Origin of the sequence: Nonlabens sp. YIK11 (assembly GCF_001413925.1) — a bacterium.
GTDB lineage: Bacteria > Bacteroidota > Bacteroidia > Flavobacteriales > Flavobacteriaceae > Nonlabens.
In genome coordinates this window covers 2,363,204-2,385,716 of the sequence record NZ_LBMJ01000001.1, presented here as the reverse complement: position 1 = coordinate 2,385,716, position 22,513 = coordinate 2,363,204, and the positions used below count along the sequence as shown (strand labels likewise).

Sequence of the window (22,513 nt, the reverse complement as noted above, 5' to 3'; positions counted from 1 at the left end):
AATAAAGTAAACAGCTGCTTTGAGTAGCTATTAATAATTAAAGAACAAAAAAATGAGTAAGAAATTAAGATTAGGAATCAATGGATTCGGCCGTATAGGACGTATCGTATTTAGAGCGACATTAGAACGTGATAACGTTGAGGTTGTTGCTATTAATGACCTTGTAGACATTGATCAACTTGCATATTTATTGGAATACGATTCTGTTCATGGGCGTTACGGCGGTACCATCGAGATCAAAGATGGAAATCTTATCATTGATGGTGTTCATGTACGTGTAACTGCAGAGCGTGATCCAAAGAACTTAAAGTGGGATGAGGTAGATGTGGATGTAGTAGCTGACTGTACAGGAATATTTACAGATCTTGATACTGCACAAGCTCACATTGATGCTGGTGCCAAAAAAGTAGTGATTTCTGCACCATCTAAAACAGCTCCTATGTTTGTAATGGGTGTTAACGATGATCAATTGACTGCAGATCAAACTATTGTTTCTAACGCCTCTTGTACGACCAACTGTCTTGCACCTATGGCAAAAATCCTTAATGACAATTTTGGAATCAAGGAAGCATTGATGACTACGATACATGCAACCACAGCCACTCAAACTACTGTGGATGGACCTAGCAAGAAAGACTTTAGATCTGGACGTAGTTCCTTAGTAAACATCATTCCAGCTTCCACCGGTGCAGCTGTTGCGGTAACTAAAGTAATTCCTTCATTGAAAGGTAAATTGACTGGTATGGCATTCCGTGTTCCTACCGTTGATGTATCTGTAGTGGACTTAACAGTTAAACTGGAAAAGGAAACCAGTCTTGATGAAATCCACGCTGCTTTTGAAAAAGCATCTAAAGGAGATATGAAAGGTGTAGTAGGTTATACTGATGAGCCTGTAGTGTCTCAAGATTTTGTGAGCGATGCTAGAACAAGTATCTATGACGCTGGAGCAGCTATCGAATTGAACCCTTCTTTCTATAAGTTAGTAAGCTGGTACGATAACGAATTTGGTTACTCCAACAAGTTGGTTGACCTAGCAGAAAAGGTTCACTCCTTATAATTTTTTAAAAAAGGCTGTTGGAATTTGATCTAACAGCCTTTTTTGTATCTTAAAACCAATAAAAGTATTACCATGATTTTATTAACTGACAGTGGATCAACTAAGTGCGACTGGATTGCTTTATCTGACGATGGAGAGCAATTATTCAAAGCTCGCACACGTGGTATGAATCCGGCAATTTTATCTGTTGAGGATTTACAGCAACGTCTTGAAGAAAGTGAAGAACTTGTAAATCACCGTGACGAGGTCACGGAAGTATTTTTCTACGGTGCAGGCTGTGGAACGGAAAAACCTAGAACAGCTCTGAGATCTTTGTTGTGCAGTTATTTCACTAATGCAGATGTTACGGTGAAGGAAGATACAGCGGCAGCTGTTTATGCAGCGGTAGGAGATGAGCCTGGAGTGGTCTGTATCCTAGGTACGGGTTCTAATTGCTGTTATTCTGATGGTGAGATATTACATCAACGAGTGGTTTCATTGGGCTACACACTTATGGATGAAGCTAGTGGTAATTGGTATGGAAAAGAATTGATAAGAGATTATTATTTCAAAAACATGCCAGAAAATCTACGAGTTCAGTTCGCTGAAAAATACGACATGAGCGATGATCATATTAAATACAACCTCTACAAACAGCCTAATCCCAACGCTTACCTCGCCAGTCATGCCGAATTTATTTTTCAGCATTTAGAAGAACGTTACATCAAGAAGTTGTTGAGACGTGGTTTACGCAAGTTTTCAAGGAATATGATATTGCAGTTTCATGAAGAAATAAAATCCTGTCAAGTTCACTTTGTGGGTAGTATAGCCCATTTTGCCAAAGGACGCATCCAACAAGTAGCTGAAGAGTTTGATTATGAAGTAGGTAACATCGTGAGACGTCCCATCGACGGTCTTGTAGAATACCATCGCAGCAAACTTAACAGTTAATGAAACCTGATGTATTCAATTTGAAAATTGAAATCGGTAGTTTTTCTGTGACTTGCTAGAATATTGTACCGTTGTATCTCGCTCAGGTAATGCTCTAACTTAGGTTTACGGCTTATATATTCTTTATGGGTATTGTAAATTTTGAAATCAGCCATTTCTAGGTGCATCACCTTCCATTGGTTGGCAACAATATCAATTTCAACACTCAATTTATCTTCTTGCCACGCAGGGTTATGCTCTAACTGAAAGTGATAGGGTTGACCATCTGTTTTTATTTTGATTTCAATGAACTTATAGTCACTTAGGTCGTGCTCTTCTTTTTTTGAGCGCAATCCAGCCCATCCACGATCTAACGTGGGTTTTAAAGATCCTTTAAATTCCAAATAATCCTCATGAAAGATAATGTCACCTTTAGAGAGTCCACCTACTACTTGATCTGAAAATGTATGCCAAGTAATATTTTGGTTTTGAGCACCAAATAAGATGACTTCAGGTTTGATATAATTCATTGGTTTGATTGCTGTTGTATTAAAATTCACCGTTGATTTTGCAAATATTAAAAAGTTTGAACATAGTGCTCAACGGTTTGCAAATCTCTATTTAAAAAGAAGTAAATAATTTGTTTGTCGGTCTCTAATTCCATTTGCAACAAAAATTTATTCTCTTTTATCTTTCTAAAATTTAGGTCGTTTACAATCCATTGAGGATATCCTGCCACTTGATTCTTTTTCGCTTTTCCGGTCAGCTCCTCTTTGGCTTTTTTATACAGCGTCCAGGGATTGTTAGGCTCTAGAGCTACAATTTCCTTGTGCTTCAAAACGTCTACGTGAATCAAGGATTCCCATGTTGGTAAAGAGGGAAATTCATTTGGTATATTTTGGTTTTCCTTATTCTCTATCACCAACTGAATCTTAGAAGAGAGCTTTGCACCCTGTTCTAGGTCAAGATAAACATGCAAAAGATATTCTGGATGTAAAAAAGTTTTATAATAGGGAATAGTTGTTTTCTTAAGATCAAAAAACTGTGGCGTGGTAGACGAACGATCTGCCTCCACTAGACCATAGGATTTTTTGATTAGAGGCTTTAATATCCTTTTTGCCTCTTGGATTTGATCTTCTGTAATCGTCACCTTAGGATCGCGAGACTTCATCAATTTATCATAGTAGATTGATGAGCCTCCTAAAACACGTTGTAAAAATTTCCACATAGATTAAATATACAATAGTTACCTAAGGCGTTTGACTCTTGTAAGCGTTATTTGCCAATTTGATTTTTCAAACGAAAGCCCATTCTTCATAAGAGGAATGGGCTTTCAAGGTTTGTGAAGATTATAGTTATCTAATCCTCATTTTCAGTACCAGAATCTTCCTCTGTTTCATCTTCATTCTCACGTTCTAACTGTCGTTGTAGAATATTCAACTGCTTTTGTTTTTCTTTAATCACATCCAATTCTTTCTGTAGTGCGGCAATGTTCTTACGCTGCTGCACGAGAAATGGATTCTTATCATCTTTGGCATTAATGAATTGCAGATTATTTTCTAGCTGTCGCATTTCATCTTGAATCTCATCTCGACGTTTTCTTAAGTAGAAACGTTCGTTTTTGAAGTCACGTTCATCACCTTCTTTTAGGCTGTCCAACTTGTTATTGTACTTCAGCATCTCTGCATCCACGGCGGTCATACCAGCAGCAATGAATTTAGCTTTTACAAGCTTCTCAAATTTGTCTTGCAATTGGCGCTTAGAATGCGGTACTCTAGCTATGGCAGACCATTCTTCCATTAAAGCCTCTACCTGGGCCTTCATGGCTTCCTGATCATCTTGTGGCAAAAGTTCTTTGATCTTATCATAGACCTTCAACTTCGCCTCATAATTTGCCACTTCTTCTTTGCTTTCGGCTTTGCGCTGAGCGTTTTTCTGATCAAAAAACGAATTACAAGCTTTTTGGAATCGTTTCCAGATTTTATCACTGTCTTTGCGAGGTACGTGGCCAATAGTTTTCCATTCTGCTTGAATGCGCTTCATGGTATCCAGTGATTCATGAAAATTACCAGCCTCTGCATGCTCTTCGGCAATCTTGACCAGTTCCATTTTCTTGTCAAGATTATCCTGTTGCTCTTTTTTCAAGCCTTTGTAATAATCATTTTTCACCTTGTTAAATTCACGCGTCACATTGCGGAATTGATTCCAAAGCTCATTATTAACTTTTTTAGGCGCACCACCGGTGGATGTAAAAAGCTCACGTAAGGCATTAACTTCCTGTAAACTGTCTTGCCACGCTTTATGACTATCGCCGCCGCGCTCAACTATTTTATGAAGCTCTGCAATGATATTCTCCTTAATGGTTTGATTGGTGGCAGCTTGCTTGTCGCGTTCTTCATAATACGCTTGTCTGCGATCATGAATCACATCTGATGCTGCTTTGAACTCTTCCCAGATAGGATCTCTCATTTCCTTTGCAACAGGACCAGTGTCTTCCTTCCACATACGGTGTAGTTCTTGCAATTCCCGTAGTGCTTTGTGAACATCTGGCTCATCAGCGAGCTCTTGGGCTCTAGCGATAATCTTTTTATGAAATTCAAGATTGCGTTCAAAATCCTTATCTCTTAGTTCCTTACTTAGGGAGATGTAATCATAGAAATTCTGGACATGCAGGCGGTAATCTTCCCAAATGATATTATAGGCATCGTGCGGTATGCTTCCCGTATTCTTCCACTCGTCCTGTAGCTGGTTGAATTTCTTGAAAGTCGTACCTATGTTTTCTTCTTCGTCAATAAGGTTTTTGATGCCTTCAATGATGGCACGTCTCTTTTCAAGATTTTGTTCCTTTTGTTTTCTTACCTCACGTTGGAATTCTCCACGTTGTTTGCGATAAAGAGCATGAAGGTCTTTGAATTCCTTACTTTCCTTATTGTCATAATGAAAGTCTGCCGTGCGCTCTTCTTCAGGTAATTCTTGTTGGCCTTTTTCAAAAGCTTCCTTCTGTTCGGCTTGAATTTCCTTATCCTTTTGTTCAAAGGCTTTTTCCAGTTGTTTTACCGGTTCTTTGATCTTATTGATGGGATACTCCTGCATCAAATTGCGCAACTCCTTTGTTAAAAGCGCAATAGACATGACACTGTAATCCTTTTGATCTGGAGATTTGTTTTGGGATGTCGGGTCATCGCTGTCATCATCATCCTCATCATCTTCGTCATCTGCATCGACAAAAGTGTCTACCGTGGTTTCTACTTTTTTCTTTTCTTCAATGATGGCTTCTTCATGGGCGTCATCTTCCTCATTTTCTTTTGGAGTTTGACGGTTGGTTCCTTCTTTCACTTTTTCATCAGATTCTTTTTCTACCTCGATGTGTTCCTCGGTTCTGGTAGTTTCAGATTCTTTGATGATCGCTTCCTCGTGCGTGTTGTCCTCTAACTGCTCGTTAGTAGGTTTTTTGGTTTTTCCGTCTGCGTTTTTGGGCAGGTTATCGTTCGTGTCCATGTAATGGTTTTAAAAAGATGGCAAGATAATTAGAATCTACGGTTGTGACAATGATAGACAGATCACTTATTCCAGAGTTCCCAAGATTTTTCAGCTTGGTTTACCAGCATTTGATAGCCGTTGGTGACTTTGGCGCCATGCTGTTGTCCCTTTTTCATAAATAACGTTAAGCTGGGATTGTAGACCAGATCGTAAAGTATATGATCGCTGGTAAGATGCTCATAGGGAATTGCGGGACACTGGTCAGTATTAGGGTGTGTTCCTACAGGTGTGGTATTGACGATGAGTCGTACCTGTTGCATCAAATCTTTATTGAGTGATGCATAGCCTATGGTAAAATCATCCTGCGGATTCCTACTTACTTTTAGATACGGGATTTGCAAAGCTTCCAGAGTATAGGCGATAGCCTTTGAAGCGCCGCCAGTACCCAGTATCAAAGCATTTCCTATGATGGGAAGAAAAGGTTCCAAAGACTTCCCAAAACCGTAGGCATCTGTATTATGGCCGGTCCAGACGTTATCCTCAATTACCACCGTATTTATGGCGCCTATGGCAGCCGCATCTTCATGAATATGATCCACGATCTTGAGCATGCTTTGTTTATAGGGAATCGTAACATTGAGGCCTCGTAAGATCTCGTTTTTGCCGTTAGTGGTTTGATGTTGCTGGTCGTAGAGTACGCTTTCGCGAAAGCGAACTAATTCTTCCTCACTGCTCAATTCAAAATTGCGGTACTCATGATCGTTTAACTTCAACTTTTCGAATTTTTCACCAAAATAGGCTCTCGAAAAACTGTAGTCTAGGCGTGCGCCTATAAGTCCAAAAATGCTACGCGGGATTTGCTTTGTTTCCATAATGATCCAGTAAATATACGATGGCAAAACCAACGGCAATCATAAGTATGGCAAGCCACGTGTGACCGCTGGTAATCGATGGCCAGTATCGCTGGTAATTTTCCACGATCTTATTGCCGTTGTTGTCCAATAATGCGATTCCTGTCTCGCTAAGCTTAAAAATCTCACGTTTCCACGGCCAGACCACGCCCAGTGATCCGGTTATGAAACCTATGATGGTGGCATTGGTCTCGTCTCTATAATGTTTGAATGTCCAGCCCAACAAGTGTGAAAAACTGATCAAACCAGCCAAAGAGCCTGCGACAAAAACGGTAAGTATAAGCAGCAGCTCTGTTTGCATGGGATCATACCACCAACTAACGTCTCCTTGCAAGGTCAATACCACCGCGTTTAGAAAGGCATTCACACTATCGACCATTAACAAGACGTAATTGCCAAATAGAATCAACAAATAGCTACCACTCAAACCAGGTAGCGTCATTCCTGAGATGCTAACCATCCCGCAAAAGAATACAAATAATAGATTGGTGTTTTGGGTAGCTGGATCGAGTAGGGACGTAGCGATTCCAACTAGCGCACCGGCCATTAGAAATATGACTTTTCTGCTGGTCCAGTCCTCATAGCTGCGCGTGAGATAATAGATGGAACCTAGAATCATACCAAAGAATGCTGCCCAGACCAAAATAGGGTAGTAAGATATAAGCACATCAAAGCCTAAACTAACGGTAAAATAGCTGATGAGTTCGCCCAGTATCAGTAATCCGAGAAACCTACCATTGATGTAGTACATAAAACTGCGCAACCTACCAGCAGCCAAAAGCTTTAGTGCCTTGAGATTTAGTTTCTGAAACGAATAGATGAACTCTTCATAAAAACCGGCGACATAGGCTACAATACCACCACTAACACCGGGAACTTTATTTGCTGTTCCCATGGCGATACCTTTAAGTACCAGAAAAAATTTATCGCTAAGGTTACGAGTAGGTTGACGCACTTATGCTGGTTTTTTAACTGCCCATTGTTCTAAGATAAGAATAAGCAGAAAACCAATGATTACAAGAATACCAACCCATAAAATTTTTGGATCACCCGCATAATTTTGAGGCCATACACTTTTCTCTAAAAAAGGAACTTCAAGACCCTTGGAATTGATCCTGGTGCTGAGCACTTCTTTCCATGGCCATAATTTATTGAGTGATCCAATCATAAAGCCTGTAAGTAAAGCGAGAGTAAGGTTCTTCTTGTTTTCAAACAACCAAGTCAAAACTCTTGAGAATAATTTGATGCCGAATATGGCACCTATGCCAACCAAAACAAGATTGGTAAAGCTTTTAAAAGCAATGGACCACTCGCCATCCAAGATTCCCTCAATCAGATCAGTCAATGAGTTGAGTACGGTTTGATAACTTCCCAACAGCAATAGTAAAAATGCTCCAGACACACCAGGCAAGATCATAGCGATGATCGCTATAAATCCAGAGAAGAGTAAATACCACCAGCTGTCTGGCGCTCCTAAAGGTTCTGCGATGGTAATATAATAAGAAATGATGCTTCCCACTATGATGGCAACTACGGTAAGAATCTTCCAACGATCAATCTGTTTCCCAATGTATAAAATACTGGCAAGTACCAGCCCAAAGAAAAAAGCCCAGACCAGTACTGGATAACTCTCAAGCAGATGGGTGATGATTTTGGCAAGACTTAAAATGCTTATGGCAATTCCAAGTAAAAGCGAAATAAGAAAACCTAGATTATACTTGACAGTAGTGGCTTTCCATCCTATTCTCCAGAAATCTTTAATGACATCGATTCCTAGATTATCGATGGTTTTAATCAACTCCTCATAGATTCCCGTAATAAAAGCAATCGTTCCACCTGATACTCCAGGGACCACGTCTGCTGCTCCCATCATCATTCCTTTCAGTATTACGGTAACGTTTCTTCTAAAGGCCATTATGTGGTATCTGGATGGAAAAGGGTTATTGTGTCAACGTCTTAGGTTTTATTTACCTATGGATGGTTTGTGTACGGTCTGGACCAACGCTTACGATCTTAATAGGAATTTCCAGTTCTTTCTCTAAGAAATCTATGTATTCGTTTAATTCTTTAGGGAACTGTGATGGATCTGTCATTTTGGTCAGGTCTTCTTTCCAGCAAGCAAAGGACTTGTAGACTGGCGTCACATTTTCTGGTTCTATGTTATAGGGTAAATGCTCAATTTCTTTACCGTTGGATTTGTATGCAGTACAAACTTTTAATTCCTTAAATCCAGAAAGCACGTCACCTTTCATCATCATGAGTTGGGTAACTCCGTTGACTTGACAGGTGTATTTTAAAGCAACAAGATCTAGCCAGCCACAACGACGTGGACGACCAGTAACGGCGCCAAATTCATGACCTACTTTGGCCATTTTTTCTCCTATTTCATCAAATAATTCTGTTGGGTAAGGGCCGCTACCTACACGAGTCGTATAGGCTTTGAAAATCCCATAGACTTCACCAATTTGATTAGGAGCAACGCCTAAACCGGTACAAGCACCAGCAGCCGTAGTGTTGGAAGATGTAACGAACGGATAGGTTCCAAAATCTATATCCAATAATGAGCCTTGAGCACCTTCGGCAAGGATGCTTTTCCCACTTTTCTGGGCTTGCTGTAAATATTCTTCAGAATCTATGAACGTCAATTCTTTTAATCGCTCTACAGCGGTAAAAAACTCTTCTTCCATTTCATTAAGATCATACTGAATGTCAACGTCATGGAAATTAATAAGTGCTTCATGCTTGTTAGCCAGCGCACGGTACTTTTCTTTCCAGCCATCCATTTCCAGATCACCTATACGTATACCATTACGGCCAGTCTTATCCATATAAGTAGGACCAATGCCTTTAAGCGTTGAGCCTATTTTTGCCTTTCCTTTTGAAGTTTCAGAAGCCGCATCTAGCAACCTGTGAGTAGGTAGTATGATATGCGCTTTTCTGGAAATGATCAATTTTTTCTTGTAATCAATTTTAAATTGATCCAATCCATCAAGCTCTTGTACAAAAACTACTGGATCGATAACAACACCATTCCCGATGACATTTATGGATTCTTCATGGAATATACCAGATGGAATAGTCCTCAATACATGCTTGATACCATCAAATTCAAGCGTATGTCCCGCATTAGGTCCACCTTGAAATCTTGCGATGATGTTATAGTTAGAAGTGAGTACGTCTACAATCTTTCCTTTTCCCTCGTCGCCCCATTGAAGACCGAGCAATAGATCTACTGCCATTATTTGTTGTTTTCGGTTGTGTTTTTAACGCCGTAAAAGTATAAAGAATGGCTGGCAATCTTAACATCAAACACCTCTTCAATTGTCTTTTTTATCGACTCAATTCTAGGGTCACAAAACTCGATGACCTCGTTAGTATCCTGAATAATTAAATGATCATGCTGTCTGTCAAAATAGGACTTCTCATAATGCGACTGATTCTGCCCAAATTGATGCCTGCGAACCAGTCCACAATCCAACAGTAATTCTATAGTGTTATAAAGCGTGGCGCGGCTTACCCTATAGTTTTGTTCCTTCATTTTGATGTAGAGCGATTCTACATCAAAATGTTCTTCACTGGCATAAATCTCGTCTAATATAGCATATCGTTCTGGGGTCTTTCTGTGCTTATTTTCGCTTAGAAATTGCGTAAAAACACCTCTAACGATTTCTTGTTCTCTTTCTAAATTGTTGATAATTTCTTTCATTGTATCATGATCTGGTAACCTTATCGATACCATTAATTTTATTCAGATTCTGCATGAGCTTTGTGAGCATATTGATATTGGGAACCACCACAGTAATCTGGCCTTTAAATATGCCGTCATCACTAGTAAAGCTTATATTTCTAATGTTCACATGCATATTTTCAGAGATAAGCTGTGTGACTTCCTGTACCAATCCCATGCGATCTATTCCTTCTAGATTGAGATCTGCGCGATGTTCTTTTTGAGAAGAATCAATCCATTTGGCAGAAATAATACGATACGCATATTTACTTTGCAGACTTATCGCATTTGGGCAATTATTTTTATGGACCTTAATGCCTTCACTCACCGTTGTAAAACCAAATACCGCATCGCCAGGAATAGGGTTGCAACATTTAGATAAGGTATAGTCCAGACTGGCTTGCTCCTTACCGAATACCAGTTCATCGTACTTTTGAGTAACCTCTTCCTTATACAGATCAACGTTTTCTTCTTTTTTGCGCATTTTGCTTTTGAAGAAAGAGTACAAGGCATTGCTACGACTGTTTGCGTAGTCCTTGATCATTTTATTGTCAATACTGCCTAATCCAACCCTGTAGAAAAGGTCTTGACTGGTCTTCATTTTAAAGAAGGTAACCATTTCATTGACCGTATTCTCGTCTAGCTTGATCTTTTGGGATTTGAGCTTACGGGTAAGAATTACTTTTCCTTCTGCGGCAACGTCCTTTTGATCTTCTTTAAGGGCGCTTTTAATTTTGGATCGCGCGCGAGCGGTTGTTGCATAATCCAACCAGTTTTTAGTAGGCTTTTGATTATCGCTGGTAATGATGTCTACCTGATCACCACTATTTAGCGTATGTGATAATGGCACAAGTTTACCATTTACGCGAGCGCCACGAGTGTGAAGACCTACTTCGGTATGAATAGCAAATGCAAAATCTAACGGTGTTGCTCCTTTAGGCAGTGACTTGAGCTCACCTTTAGGTGTAAATACAAATATTTCCTTGCTGTAAAGATTCAGCTTGAATTGCTCCACAAAATCAATCGCATTTGATTCTGAATTTTCCAAAGCCTCTTGAAGACGGTTAAGCCATTCATCAAGGCCATCTTCTTGATTTCCCTGCTTGTATTTATAATGCGCGGCATAGCCTTTTTCTGCAATCTCGTGCATGCGTTCACTACGTATCTGTACTTCTACCCAGCGACCATCTGGTCCCATCACGGTAATGTGTAAGGCTTCATAACCAGTAGATTTAGGTGAGCTTATCCAATCTCTCAAACGTACTGGATTAGGTCTAAAATGGTCTGTGACCACACTGTATATTTTCCAAGCTAGAAACTTCTCGTTTGCTCGGTCGCTTCTAAAAACGATACGCACGGCAAACTTGTCATAGACCTCGTCAAAACTTACATTTTGTTTGAGCATCTTACGACGTATGGAAAAAACCGATTTAGGTCTACCCTTGATGTAATATTCCAGGCCTTCTTTTTCCAGACTATCATCAATTATGCAGCTGAATTGCTTGATATAGGCATCCTGTTGCTCCTTACTTTCTTTAATCGATTTCTGGATGTCATCAAAAACCTCTGGCTCTGTATATTTTAGGCCTAAATCTTCAAGTTCGGTTTTGATGTTGTAAAGCCCTAATCGATGGGCGATAGGCGCATAGATATAGAGCGTCTCGCTGGCAATTTTCACTTGCTTTGCCGGTGGCATGCTGTCCATGGTTTGCATGTTGTGCAAACGATCTGCAATCTTGATGATAATAACCCGTACATCATCATTGAGCGTCAACAACATCTTACGGAAGTTCTCTGCCTGTGAGGAAATATCGGCCTCATTCTTAAGGTGCATGATCTTGGTCAGCCCATCTACGATCCTAGCAATGGTGGGATTGAACAGCTCCTCAATATCTGCGAGCGTGTATTGGGTATCCTCAACAACGTCGTGCAATAGGGCAGCGGCGATGGCCGTGGCATCAAGGCCTATTTGTTTGGCAACAATTTTTGCTACCGCAATCGGGTGAAAAATGTACGCCTCTCCAGACTTGCGCCGTTGTGGCGCATGCGCTTCTACCGCAATGTCAAAAGCTTTCCTGATCAGCTTCTTGTCATCATTAGACAAGGCCTGATAACTAATCTTGAGCAATTCCTTGTATTCCTTGGCAATGCGCTTGTTTTCCTCTTTTACGGCAGCTTCTGTCATTATAGTAAAAATACATTAGTTTGAAACATCCACCAATAGTTAATCATGCAGTATGTCGGATTGTTCGAGTTCGCTTTCGCGAAAGCGAGAAAACATTAAACACTGCTTCATTTAATCTAGATTATTCGTTCATAATCAATTAAGTCCAGGTCTTTAACAATTTATATGTAGTTTTAAATCCCCTTTAAGTACATAGTTCAAAAAATGGTGTTGACATGAAAGAAGCGCTTAAAAGGCACAAGTCCCTACTAAAAAGTAACACTCGTTTACCTGAAGATGATTTGAAAAAATTGATTCACAGGTTCAAACGAGCTTCCAATCAATCGCTGCATAAAAATTCATTTTCTTATCTACTCAATCTGCACACGTTGGGATACGAATTCGTCAGCGATCAGTGTGTTGCATTCACTGGATTAACCTCTGCAGAATTTTGCGAGAAAGGGTTGGATGTTCTTCCAGAAATCATGGTTTCAGAAGACCTGGCAAAACTTGCCAAGCACATATTTCCTGAAATGGAGACAGCCTACAAAGCAATGGAGCCTGAAGATAGATCCAAAATCATGTTTGAGATTTATTATAGGTTGAAAGGGCACGATAATAAGGAACCTATTTCTATCGTAGAATATAGTTCTTATACCGTTTTTGATGAAGAAGGCAACGCCACTGCATCTACAGGGATATGTTATGAATCGTCATTGCAGATCAACGGAGTGCGCGGTATTGTCAGACTACAAACAGATAGCGGACAAGAATTGATCTATGATCACATGATTTTACATGAACTTGAGGTGCTTACCGCAACAGAATTAAAACTTACCGAACTACTCTCTAAAGGAAACACTAGAAAGGACATTGCTCAAGAAATGAACGTGTCCATTCACACAGTAAAAACCCATGTAAAGAATATTTACAAAAAGCTCAACGTGAATAGCGCTACAGAGCTTATTAGCCATCTTAATCCCAACTAATAGTGGATTGGCGCTTGCTATTCAGCCTAACATATTTAATCATTCACGTTAGCTATCGAAAAACCGATTGAAATATTACGTCACCTGTCTCGGGATTGAGTTTTAAGGATTATGACTATCATTTATCCAGTTGTTCCTAACAAAGTCTCAACCAGATGATTTTAGATGAAGGTGTCTATCTCATGCACCAATTATACGTTGGCACTTTGAGCCAGTAATCAACTCTTCATATTAATTTCAGTATCGATTAATACTGTTAGAATATTGGCAACGATAGATTTTGACTATGAAGACTTGCGTTTAATCATTGAAAATCTCGTGTACAAGGCTTCAAATTAAAATATATTTGAGAAGTAATGAACTTAAATAACAATCATGGATAACAACAATCACCACGACAAAGGTGCCGCAAACTCAAATGTTTGGGATATAAATGATTCCAGTGCGGTAGCTAAATGTCCTTTTATGGGTGGCGCACCTTCCAGTACTGCTGGAAGCGGAACAACCAACAGAGACTGGTGGCCCAACGCCCTTAAACTAAACATACTAAGACAAAACGCACCTAAGTCTGACCCACTAGACGAGACTTTTGACTATGCAACTGCATTCAAGAATCTTGATCTGGAAGCACTAAAAACTGATCTTAAGAATCTCATGACGGATTCTCAGGAATGGTGGCCTGCAGATTATGGTCATTATGGTGGATTGATGATACGTCTTGCATGGCACGCAGCAGGAACCTATCGCATAGGTGATGGTCGTGGTGGAGCAGGAACGGGTAACCAGAGATTTGCACCATTAAATAGTTGGCCAGATAACGGTAACCTTGACAAGGCAAGATTACTTTTATGGCCTATAAAGAAGAAATATGGTCAGCAAATATCATGGGCAGATCTTTTGATTCTTGCCGGTAATATGGCGATCGAGTCCATGGGACTCAAATTAAAAGGTTTTGCAGGTGGTCGTACGGATGTATGGGAACCAGAACAAGATATCTACTGGGGTTCTGAAACGGAATGGATGGGCAATGAAGCCCGCTATGCAGAAGGAGAATTGGAATCGCCTCTAGGAGCTACCCACATGGGATTGATCTATGTAAACCCAGAAGGACCTAATGCAAATCCAGATCCGTTAGGTTCTGCGCATGACATTAGAGAAACCTTTGGTCGTATGGCGATGAACGATGAAGAAACCGTGGCACTGGTTGCTGGTGGACACACGTTTGGTAAAGCTCATGGTGCCGCAGATCCTGAACAATATGTAGGTGCAGAGCCTGCTGGCGCACCTATGGCAGAAATGTCCATGGGATGGAAAAACAGCTATAAAACAGGAAAAGGTGACCATACCATTACTAGTGGATTAGAAGGAGCCTGGACTCCAAATCCTATACAATGGGATCACGATTACTTTAAGGTCCTGTTGGATTATGAATGGGAACTCACTAAAAGTCCTGCAGGTGCACACCAGTGGAAACCTACTGAAGCCTCAAATGCCATGAAAGCACCTATGGCTGGCGATGCCTCAAAGACTCAAGATCTAATGATGTCTACGGCAGATATGGCACTTAAGATGGATCCAAAATACCTAGAAATATCTAAAAGATTTAGAGCCAATCCAGCTGAATTTGAAGACGCTTTCGCGAAAGCGTGGTTCAAACTTACTCATAGGGACATGGGACCTAAGTCATTGTATCTAGGTGCAGACGTGCCTGAGGAAGACTACACATGGCAAGACCCGATCCCAACGGTAGATTATGACGTGATCGATGCAAATGACGTCGAGCAGTTGAAATCTGAAATTTTAAGTAGAGGATTGTCTGTATCAGAATTGGTAAGCGTGGCTTGGGCATCTGCTTCTACTTATAGACACTCAGATAAACGTGGTGGAGCTAATGGTGGACATATAAGACTGGCACCTCAAAACCAATGGGAAGTCAACAATCCAAAACAGTTGCACAAGGTGTTGAACGTATTGAAAGAGATACAGACTAATTTCAATAACAATGCAAAAGGCAACAAGCAAGTTTCTATGGCAGACCTTATTGTCCTAGGTGGTACAGCTGCGGTTGAAAAAGCAGCTAAAGATGCTGGACATGATATAGAGGTAGAATTCACACCAGGACGTGCAGATGCAATGCAGGAGCAAACTGATGTAGAATCGTTTGGCTATCTAGAGCCTAAAGCAGACGCCTTTAGAAACTATATCGCTAACGGTCAAAAAGCAGCAGGCGAGGAGTTGATGATTGATAGAGCTAACTTGATGACGCTTTCCATTCCAGAAATGACTGTACTAATTGGTGGTATGCGAGCGCTTAATACCAATCATGATGGTAGTGATACTGGAATTTTTACTGATGCTCCGGAGACTTTGACTAATGATTTCTTTGTAGCAATTACTGACTTGGGAATTACATGGAATGCAGCATCTTCAGCAGAGTTGCTGTTTGATGGTACAGATCGCAAAACTGGCCAAAAGAAGTATCGTGGTACTAGAGTAGATCTTATTTTTGGATCCAATAGTGAACTAAGAGCCATTGCAGAGGTTTATGCCAGCGATGATGCCAAAGAAAAGTTTGTAAAAGACTTTGCTAAAGCATGGACCAAAGTAATGAACCTAGACCGTTTTGATCTGGTAGATCAATTCTAATATTCATTTATAATATGCAAAAAGCCGATTCAATATTGAATCGGCTTTTTTGTTTGTTGCCATTTGAAGCTTTTTTAAAAGCTTATTCGACGATCAATTTTCTAACCGTCGTACCTGAGTCACCACTCAAACGTACCATGTAAATACCACTGGCTAGCTGGTGCTGTATTAGAGCATCGCTGGTAAGTTCCTTGGTTAAAGCTTCACGACCTAAGGTATCATAAACTCTCATGGTCAAAGGCTCTGTGATATTTTTGACATAAAACAAACCTCTAGAAGGATTGGGATATATGCTGACTTGATCTATTTCCTCTGTAGCATTTGAAAGCGTATAGGATTGTCCGACCTTATCGCCAAAGATAAAATCTACCAATTCTGGTCGATCAATAAAAGGGTTTCTATTGCGTTGCCAGTCATAGACTACATTATTTCTATTCATTTCAAAATCATCCACTGGATCTTCTTGGTGCCATTGCAATAGCGTTTGAAGATCGCCTATTTGACCTAAACGATTTTCAGGATAACCGTTTACTACTTGAAGCATTTGAGACTCATCGTAGTTGTAACGTAGGGTCATGTAGAAAATGGATCGTGCCACGTCACCATGCCAAGAGCCTTGATTGCCTGTAGGACCGTTATATTCTGGAAAATTATCATCACCTCTAGAAGAGTTTGTTCCAGAGTCTGTGGCTCGTAAATGATGGGCGTCACTATTACCATGTCTCAAACTATCCACGCTGGTTTCTACCCAAACATCAATACCATCTGCGATATCATCTAAATCTTCCAGGCTATTGTAACCACCACGAGATCTTGGAAAGACGTGCTCTCGATTCCATCTTCCAGATCCATCACTACCATCTTGGAACAATACATCACGACGTTCGGTTTCAGAGTACATCAGCCATACTTTGTTGCTGTTGAGAGCGCTGGCATCAGCTTTTTTAAGAATGGTGGTGATGTCTGCATACGTATGGTGGCGTACCACTCCAGTTTCTGCAATAATCGCGGTAATGGCTTGTTCGAGTTCTGGACTGGACTTGTTTTCTAACGCGTCATAATAACCTGCAGGAATGGTAGGTCTCACGATGCCGTAGGTTGGTGTGGTTGGATTACCATAATTTGCTACGGTAAAATCATCATCTAGGACTACATACTCAATATTGTCTTTAATTCTCTTGAAGCCTATTGGAAGGTTATCGTTAAGATCGACTCTCATGAATTCATCACCTTCATCAATATTATCATCCACTAATTCAAAATCCAACTGCTGTGAAGTCTGGCCTGCAGGAATAAATATATCTGTCACGCCAGTATAATCTGCTTCATCAAAAGTTCCATTATTGAGGCTAAAATCTAGGCTGAAATCTTGATCTGCAGGTCTGGTTAAGGTAAAGGTGAGACTAAAAAAGTCACCTTCGTTCAAATCCTCGGTCGCTGTGATTCTAAAATCAACACCTATGTAGGACGGCTCCGTCGCATCGTTCAAGGAATGCGGTGTAGGTGCTTTTACCTCATAGGTTCCATCTTCCTTGCGTTGGATGGATTCTGTTGTTTTTCTACCGTTTTCATTTTCATTGTATTGTACGGTTTCACCTAGACCATCAAGTAGGACTTGAACATCGGCATCATCTGTATCATACACTAGCGCATCGATCAGATTTGGATTATTGGGCTGCACAAAACTTTGATCTGGAAAATCATCTGCGGTCCCAAAGTAAATGGAAACAGCGTCTGCACCCAATTGTATATTACTTTCGGCCAACCTTGCGTCAACGGCTGGCGACACCAGTGAACTTCCCAAAACAAGTAAACCATTGACATCACTTGTCAATCCATCCAATTCATAGCTGTAGTACACTCTACCATTACCGGTAGTAGAGCTACTGCTTCCGTTAAAGAAAACGAGCACCATATTTTCCAAGGTCTGGAACGGCTCATCCGTTTTGAGTTCCACAAATTGCCTATCGTTGGTACTTGGCGTGTCGGCATCCAGTTCGTTAATGACTACTTGTGAGTTCGCTTTCGCGAAAGCGAAAACCACCACAATCCATAAAACATAAAAATTTCTCATAGCTTTTTTTAAGGGTTTGGCAAAAGTATCAATTACCTATAGATTCAATGATACCTAAATGTTAAGTCTGGCTTTTTTAGGATTTTAAGTGGAAGTTATTCCTGCGATCTGGTTATGTTTGAGTATGCCTCAAGATCGATCTGCACATTTTTATTCTGACTTACATGTGTACTCTGGACAGTTGGTAGAGATCTATGCCAATCGTGCCAATTTTTGCCAGGTGCCAAATGAGTGGTTCATCATCGTGACCGATGTGGAAAACTCGACCATCGCCGTACAAAACGGTAAACAGCAGGAAGTCAATCTCGCGGCTACCGGTAGTATTGTGGCTTGCCTAAATATTGCTCGTGAGGCAGGAGTTGATATTCCGTTTTTCTTTGGTGGTGATGGAGCAACGCTCCTTGTTCCTAAACTGATTAAAGAGTCTTGCCTACAGGCTTTGACCTATCATCAGGAGCGATGCCTGACTTCTTTCGACTTTTATCTGCGAGTAGGTTATCGCACGGTTAAGGAGATGCGTGAGCGAGGCTGTGTTCTCAACATTTCAAAGTTTCAGCGCAATTCCTATCACGTGATGCCGCTTATTCAAGGCGACGCGCTACAACGAGCAGAAAGCGAAATCAAATCCAATGAAGCACAGGATTTAGGCATTACCCAATTGGAGACTCAACTGCTCAACCTGGAAGGTATGGAATGCAAATGGGACAAGATCTCGCCGCCACAAGAGCAAAATGAGGTTCTTGCACTTATTATAAATGCAACAGATGTCTCGCTTCAACACGACATCTATACAGCCATTCTCAAAGAAATGGATCGCATCTATGGTGAGGATCACCAGCGTAATCCTGTAACTATGGAGCATTTGAAGATGGTCAATAGTTTAAGCCAATTGAAAAACGAGATCAAGGTCAAATACGCCACTTCAGGTTTGCGCAAGATCATCAGTACGGCAGCACGGTCCATCTTTGGAAGTTTTTACGTCAAGTACACTGAAAAAGGGCGCAACTATCTCAATGAACTTATACAATTGACCGAGGTTTTACTTCTAGACGGATCCATAAATACAGTCATAGCAGGAACCGTTGAAAAACGCAAGGAGTTTTTCAAGATGCTGGACAATATGGAGCGCAATGATCAGATCCAGTACGGTTATTATTCCAGCAAAAGCAGTATTCTATCCTGTTATGTGACGGCTATTGACGATTACCACATTCACTTTCTGGATGGAGACAATGGCGGATATACTAGAGCCAGTAAGGTACTGAAGAAAAAACTAAGTGCTTAACCGCTAACACCTGATTTTAAAGAATTCACGTCAGTAATGTTGCGCTACTCGAAACCTAAGAAACGATTGAAAACAAAACTGCTTTGAAAAATTCTAGGTTTTAGAATCTTTCAAAGCAGCTTAAGAGTTATGATAATCTCTAGTAGTAGGTGTATCTGCGCACTTTTGCAATATACTTAGCCAGTCGTATCACTTGATGGCTATATCCATATTCATTATCGTACCACACATAAATGACAACTTTATTACCTTCTTCATTGACGATGGTTGCGTTGGAATCATAAATGGATGGCGCATTAGACCCAACGATATCAGTGGATACCAATTCATTGTCAATGCTGTATTTGATCTGCTCCACTAGATCGCCTTCTAGAGCATATTTCTTCATAACGGCATTGAGTGCATCCTTGCTGGTTTTGGTTTCTAATTCTAAATTGAGAATGGCAAGAGATCCATTAGGCACAGGTACGCGTATGGCGTTAGAAGTTAGCTTACCTTCAAAAGATGGCAATGCCTTGCTTACCGCTTTACCAGCACCAGTTTCCGTAATCACCATATTAAGGGCAGCAGCACGACCACGACGGTATTTGCTGTGCATATTGTCCACAAGGTTTTGATCATTAGTGTACGCATGAATGGTTTCTAAATGACCATTGACCACACCAAAACTATCTTCAATCGCTTTCAAAACTGGAGTGATGGCATTTGTCGTACAGCTTGCTGCAGAGAAAATATCCACCTTATCGGGATGGTGCTCTTTGTGATTTACACCATGGACAATGTTCGGAATCCCTTTTCCAGGTGCTGTAAGTAATACTTTATGGGCTCCTTTAGCCTTGAGGTGTCTGCTTAGAGCATTATCATCTCTAAACGCACCCGTATTATCGATAATTAAGGCATCATTAATGCCATATGCCGTGTAATCAATATCTTCTGGCGCATTGGCGCTGATCAACTTTACGGTAGTTCCATTGATAATCAAGGATTCATCATCCAGATTATAACTTACCGTTCCAGAAAAATCCCCATGAACCGAGTCTTGGGCAAGGAGCGAGGCTCTTTTCTCCAGAACACTTTCTGTTATCGCGCCTCTGGTCACGATGGCACGCAATCTTAACTGGCTGCCTTTTCCAGCCTTGCACATAAGTTCGCGTGCGAGCAGTCGACCTATCCTACCAAAACCGTACAACACCACATCTTTAGGCGTGATTTCTTCCGTGGTTCTGGCGTCATTTAACTTGCGTGCAACAAAAGCCTGAGCATCCTGCAATTCGTTTTCTTCCAGATGGTATTCATAAGTCAGTTTACCTATATCCAATTTGGATGGCGGCAAATCCAGCGATAGAATGGCCTGAGCGATCTCAACACTATCAAAAATTGAGATAGGTTTTTGAACGAATTCACCAGCATACTCATGCAGGTTGATGATCTCGCTCACATTGCGATCAATCAATTGGTTTCTAAATAGTACCAGCTCGATGGCCTTATCGTACCATAAATCGCTCACCGCTTTGATAAAAGCGACTGCGGCGCGACGTCGATCTGTTTGGAAAGCGAGTTCCTTCTCGTAGATGTCTACTTGACTCATGAAATGAAGCGTTTAATTTTTTGCAAAAATAACCCACTAAATCGTTTTCGTAAAATATGGTGGTGTTTTTTTCGCTTTCGCGAAAGCGAACTCATTAAAATCATGAATTTCATAATAGTTAGACATGTTTTAGCCTTAAGCCAAATGGTTATGACATAAAAAAGGCCCAACAAATGAATTTGGGCCTTTTTGTATGAGTACGATAAAGGAGTTAGTCGACAGTCAATCTCCAACGTTCTATCTGACCTTGTGGATTCTTCACTTCTAGAATCAATCGCTGATTCGCTTCAGTTTGATCCATGATGTATTTTAAGTTTTCCACATTCTTGACATTCCTATCGTTGACCTTGGTAATGACATAACCGTTAAGGTTAGTGTCGGCAAGGCTGTTTTTAGTTCCTATTATGAGAGCACCGTTGTCTAGGTTATATTTTCGTTTTTCATCATTGGTAAGGTCTCTAAAGTCCATATCCAATTCTGGAATAGTGACCGTGCTATTTTTTGTAATCTCGATGGAGATAGGTCTTTCTTTACCATTGCGCAATACAGTTGCTTCTACAAAATCCCCAGGATTTTTAGATCCTACATATCCAGAAAGGTCTGCAAAAGATCTCATGCGCACACCGTCAATACTTGTAATGATATCACCCTTTCTTAGTCCGGCTTTCTCTGCACCACTGTCTTCTACCACTTCTGAAACATAAATTCCTTCAGCACTTTGAAGACCTAATTCTTGAGCGGCACGTCCATTAAGAGTACCTCCAGAAATACCCAGCATCCCTTTTTGTACAAAACCATATTCCATCAAATCCTGAATGATCTTGCGGGCATTGTTGGATGGTACGGCAAAGGAATAGCCTGTGTACGATCCCGTTGGTGATTGAATAGCGGTATTGATCCCAATAAGTTCACCACGATTATTGACCAACGCACCACCAGAATTTCCAGGGTTTACGGCCGCATCTGTCTGGATAAAACTTTGCTGCATTTGATCTCTAGTGTTGAGGTCGCGACCTTTAGCACTTATGATACCTGCGGTTACCGTACTGGTCAAATTAAATGGATTCCCTACGGCAAGTACCCATTCGCCTATTCTTGCCTGATCACTATCACCAAAGGCGACTACCGGTAAATCCTCATCCACATCAATTTTAATCAAGGCAATATCACTTCCAGGTTCAGTTCCTATAATTTCTGCTTCATAGGTGCGATTGTCATTTAAGGTCACTTGTAGCGCCTGAGAATTTTCAATCACGTGATTGTTGGTAACGATATAACCATCCTTGGTGATAATCACACCACTACCAGTTCCAACGGCCTGACGTAAGGGAACACGTCCATACATTAAATCTTGCATGGTTGGATTACCGCGCGATACGGTTAGGTTTTTAACGTGTACTACCGCATGTACGGTTTTTTCGGCTGCCTCAGTAAAATCTACTGCATTAGGAATGGCATTATTGGTATAAGTTACTGGAGTTGCAGTAAGAATGGACTCTTGAGCAAGCTCAATTTTTGATGATGTATCGGGTTCTATAAATGTTTTATAAGATCCCAATACCACTGCGCCACCTAGAACGGCAGCTCCTACAGATTTAAGTATGGATTTCATATAATGGTGTTTAAATTAAAAACTGTTTTATTGTTCTTTCATTGTTTGAGCGTCGATGATTAACCCGTATT

General features: G+C 40.7%; 17 protein-coding genes. 5 read left to right on the top strand and 12 right to left on the bottom strand.

Annotation, left to right across the window (positions count from 1 at the left end; translation table 11 throughout):
• Positions 1-52 precede the first annotated feature (52 nt).
• Together gap and AAU57_RS10755 are read left to right on the top strand one after the other, a co-directional pair.
• Entirely contained in the window at positions 53-1,057 is a 1,005-nt protein-coding gene (gene gap, locus AAU57_RS10760) for a type I glyceraldehyde-3-phosphate dehydrogenase (protein WP_055412914.1), read from the top strand.
• Positions 1,058-1,129: 72 nt separating this feature from the next.
• Entirely contained in the window at positions 1,130-1,987 is an 858-nt protein-coding gene (locus tag AAU57_RS10755; RefSeq protein ID WP_055413747.1) for a BadF/BadG/BcrA/BcrD ATPase family protein, read from the top strand.
• Here the strand turns inward: AAU57_RS10755 and AAU57_RS10750 are convergent.
• From AAU57_RS10750 to AAU57_RS10710, 9 genes are all read right to left on the bottom strand, one after another.
• Positions 1,984-2,496, bottom strand: a complete 513-nt coding sequence (locus tag AAU57_RS10750) for a CIA30 family protein (protein WP_055412913.1) — start codon at positions 2,494-2,496, stop codon at positions 1,984-1,986. The two genes, AAU57_RS10755 and AAU57_RS10750, sit on opposite strands and share 4 nt — an antisense overlap.
• A 47-nt stretch (positions 2,497-2,543) precedes the next feature.
• On the bottom strand, positions 2,544-3,194 hold the full coding sequence (locus tag AAU57_RS10745) for a hypothetical protein (protein WP_055412912.1): 651 nt from the start codon (positions 3,192-3,194) through the stop codon (positions 2,544-2,546).
• A 131-nt stretch (positions 3,195-3,325) separates the two neighbouring features.
• Complete coding sequence (locus AAU57_RS10740) at positions 3,326-5,464, bottom strand: DUF349 domain-containing protein (RefSeq protein WP_082438608.1); 2,139 nt, start codon at positions 5,462-5,464, stop codon at positions 3,326-3,328.
• 62 nt (positions 5,465-5,526) lie between these two features.
• Positions 5,527-6,318, bottom strand: coding sequence for a shikimate dehydrogenase family protein (locus tag AAU57_RS10735; protein ID WP_055412911.1), 792 nt, complete (start codon positions 6,316-6,318; stop codon positions 5,527-5,529).
• Positions 6,293-7,312, bottom strand: coding sequence for a DUF368 domain-containing protein (locus AAU57_RS10730; RefSeq protein WP_055412910.1), 1,020 nt, complete (start codon positions 7,310-7,312; stop codon positions 6,293-6,295). The genes AAU57_RS10735 and AAU57_RS10730 overlap by 26 nt, the downstream gene beginning before the upstream one ends.
• Positions 7,313-8,272 (bottom strand): DUF368 domain-containing protein, encoded by a 960-nt coding sequence (locus tag AAU57_RS10725; RefSeq protein ID WP_055412909.1) that lies wholly within the window; start codon positions 8,270-8,272, stop codon positions 7,313-7,315.
• A gap of 52 nt (positions 8,273-8,324) precedes the next feature.
• On the bottom strand, positions 8,325-9,596 hold the full coding sequence (locus tag AAU57_RS10720) for an adenylosuccinate synthase (protein WP_055412908.1): 1,272 nt from the start codon (positions 9,594-9,596) through the stop codon (positions 8,325-8,327).
• Positions 9,596-10,063 carry a Fur family transcriptional regulator gene (locus AAU57_RS10715; protein WP_055412907.1) on the bottom strand — a complete coding sequence of 156 codons (468 nt, stop codon included), beginning with the start codon at positions 10,061-10,063 and terminating at the stop codon, positions 9,596-9,598. Before AAU57_RS10715 ends, AAU57_RS10720 begins: the two co-directional genes overlap by 1 nt.
• Before the next feature lie 4 nt (positions 10,064-10,067).
• The gene (locus AAU57_RS10710; protein WP_055412906.1) at positions 10,068-12,269 is read right to left on the bottom strand and encodes a RelA/SpoT family protein; all 2,202 of its coding nucleotides are present in this window, start codon (positions 12,267-12,269) and stop codon (positions 10,068-10,070) included.
• A gap of 215 nt (positions 12,270-12,484) precedes the next feature.
• Between AAU57_RS10710 and AAU57_RS10705 the strand changes: the two genes are divergently transcribed.
• Positions 12,485-13,237: a response regulator transcription factor gene (locus AAU57_RS10705; RefSeq protein WP_055412905.1), complete on the top strand. Its 753-nt coding sequence runs from the start codon at positions 12,485-12,487 to the stop codon at positions 13,235-13,237.
• A 375-nt stretch (positions 13,238-13,612) separates the two neighbouring features.
• Positions 13,613-15,883: a catalase/peroxidase HPI gene (gene katG, locus AAU57_RS10700; RefSeq protein ID WP_055412904.1), complete on the top strand. Its 2,271-nt coding sequence runs from the start codon at positions 13,613-13,615 to the stop codon at positions 15,881-15,883.
• A gap of 82 nt (positions 15,884-15,965) precedes the next feature.
• Here the strand turns inward: katG and AAU57_RS10695 are convergent, their stop codons facing one another.
• Entirely contained in the window at positions 15,966-17,957 is a 1,992-nt protein-coding gene (locus AAU57_RS10695) for an endonuclease (RefSeq protein ID WP_055412903.1), read from the bottom strand.
• 88 nt (positions 17,958-18,045) lie between these two features.
• Between AAU57_RS10695 and AAU57_RS10690 the strand changes: the two genes are divergently transcribed.
• Positions 18,046-19,242 (top strand): DUF3095 family protein, encoded by a 1,197-nt coding sequence (locus AAU57_RS10690; protein WP_231717804.1) that lies wholly within the window; start codon positions 18,046-18,048, stop codon positions 19,240-19,242.
• Between the two features lie 139 nt (positions 19,243-19,381).
• On the opposite strand, the gene AAU57_RS10685 is transcribed toward AAU57_RS10690, so the two are convergent.
• Both AAU57_RS10685 and AAU57_RS10680 read right to left on the bottom strand, forming a co-directional pair.
• Complete coding sequence (locus AAU57_RS10685; protein ID WP_055412902.1) at positions 19,382-20,830, bottom strand: glyceraldehyde-3-phosphate dehydrogenase; 1,449 nt, start codon at positions 20,828-20,830, stop codon at positions 19,382-19,384.
• Between the two features lie 211 nt (positions 20,831-21,041).
• Positions 21,042-22,442 (bottom strand): trypsin-like peptidase domain-containing protein, encoded by a 1,401-nt coding sequence (locus tag AAU57_RS10680; protein WP_055412901.1) that lies wholly within the window; start codon positions 22,440-22,442, stop codon positions 21,042-21,044.
• Between the last annotated feature and the right edge of the window lie 71 nt (positions 22,443-22,513).

Excerpts from the sequence above, each read along its gene's own strand:
- katG (WP_055412904.1), top strand. The coding sequence starts at position 13,613 with ATGGATAACAACAATCACCACGACAAAGGTGCCGCAAACTCAAATGTT.
- AAU57_RS10710 (WP_055412906.1), bottom strand. The coding sequence starts at position 12,269 with ATGACAGAAGCTGCCGTAAAAGAGGAAAACAAGCGCATTGCCAAGGAA.
- AAU57_RS10750 (WP_055412913.1), bottom strand. The coding sequence starts at position 2,496 with ATGAATTATATCAAACCTGAAGTCATCTTATTTGGTGCTCAAAACCAA.
- AAU57_RS10725 (WP_055412909.1), bottom strand. The coding sequence starts at position 8,272 with ATGGCCTTTAGAAGAAACGTTACCGTAATACTGAAAGGAATGATGATG.
- AAU57_RS10735 (WP_055412911.1), bottom strand. The coding sequence starts at position 6,318 with ATGGAAACAAAGCAAATCCCGCGTAGCATTTTTGGACTTATAGGCGCA.
- gap (WP_055412914.1), top strand. The coding sequence starts at position 53 with ATGAGTAAGAAATTAAGATTAGGAATCAATGGATTCGGCCGTATAGGA.
- AAU57_RS10715 (WP_055412907.1), bottom strand. The coding sequence starts at position 10,063 with ATGAAAGAAATTATCAACAATTTAGAAAGAGAACAAGAAATCGTTAGA.
- AAU57_RS10755 (WP_055413747.1), top strand. The coding sequence starts at position 1,130 with ATGATTTTATTAACTGACAGTGGATCAACTAAGTGCGACTGGATTGCT.
- AAU57_RS10685 (WP_055412902.1), bottom strand. The coding sequence starts at position 20,830 with ATGAGTCAAGTAGACATCTACGAGAAGGAACTCGCTTTCCAAACAGAT.
- AAU57_RS10745 (WP_055412912.1), bottom strand. The coding sequence starts at position 3,194 with ATGTGGAAATTTTTACAACGTGTTTTAGGAGGCTCATCAATCTACTAT.
- AAU57_RS10680 (WP_055412901.1), bottom strand. The coding sequence starts at position 22,442 with ATGAAATCCATACTTAAATCTGTAGGAGCTGCCGTTCTAGGTGGCGCA.
- AAU57_RS10705 (WP_055412905.1), top strand. The coding sequence starts at position 12,485 with ATGAAAGAAGCGCTTAAAAGGCACAAGTCCCTACTAAAAAGTAACACT.
- AAU57_RS10695 (WP_055412903.1), bottom strand. The coding sequence starts at position 17,957 with ATGAGAAATTTTTATGTTTTATGGATTGTGGTGGTTTTCGCTTTCGCG.
- AAU57_RS10740 (WP_082438608.1), bottom strand. The coding sequence starts at position 5,464 with ATGGACACGAACGATAACCTGCCCAAAAACGCAGACGGAAAAACCAAA.
- AAU57_RS10720 (WP_055412908.1), bottom strand. The coding sequence starts at position 9,596 with ATGGCAGTAGATCTATTGCTCGGTCTTCAATGGGGCGACGAGGGAAAA.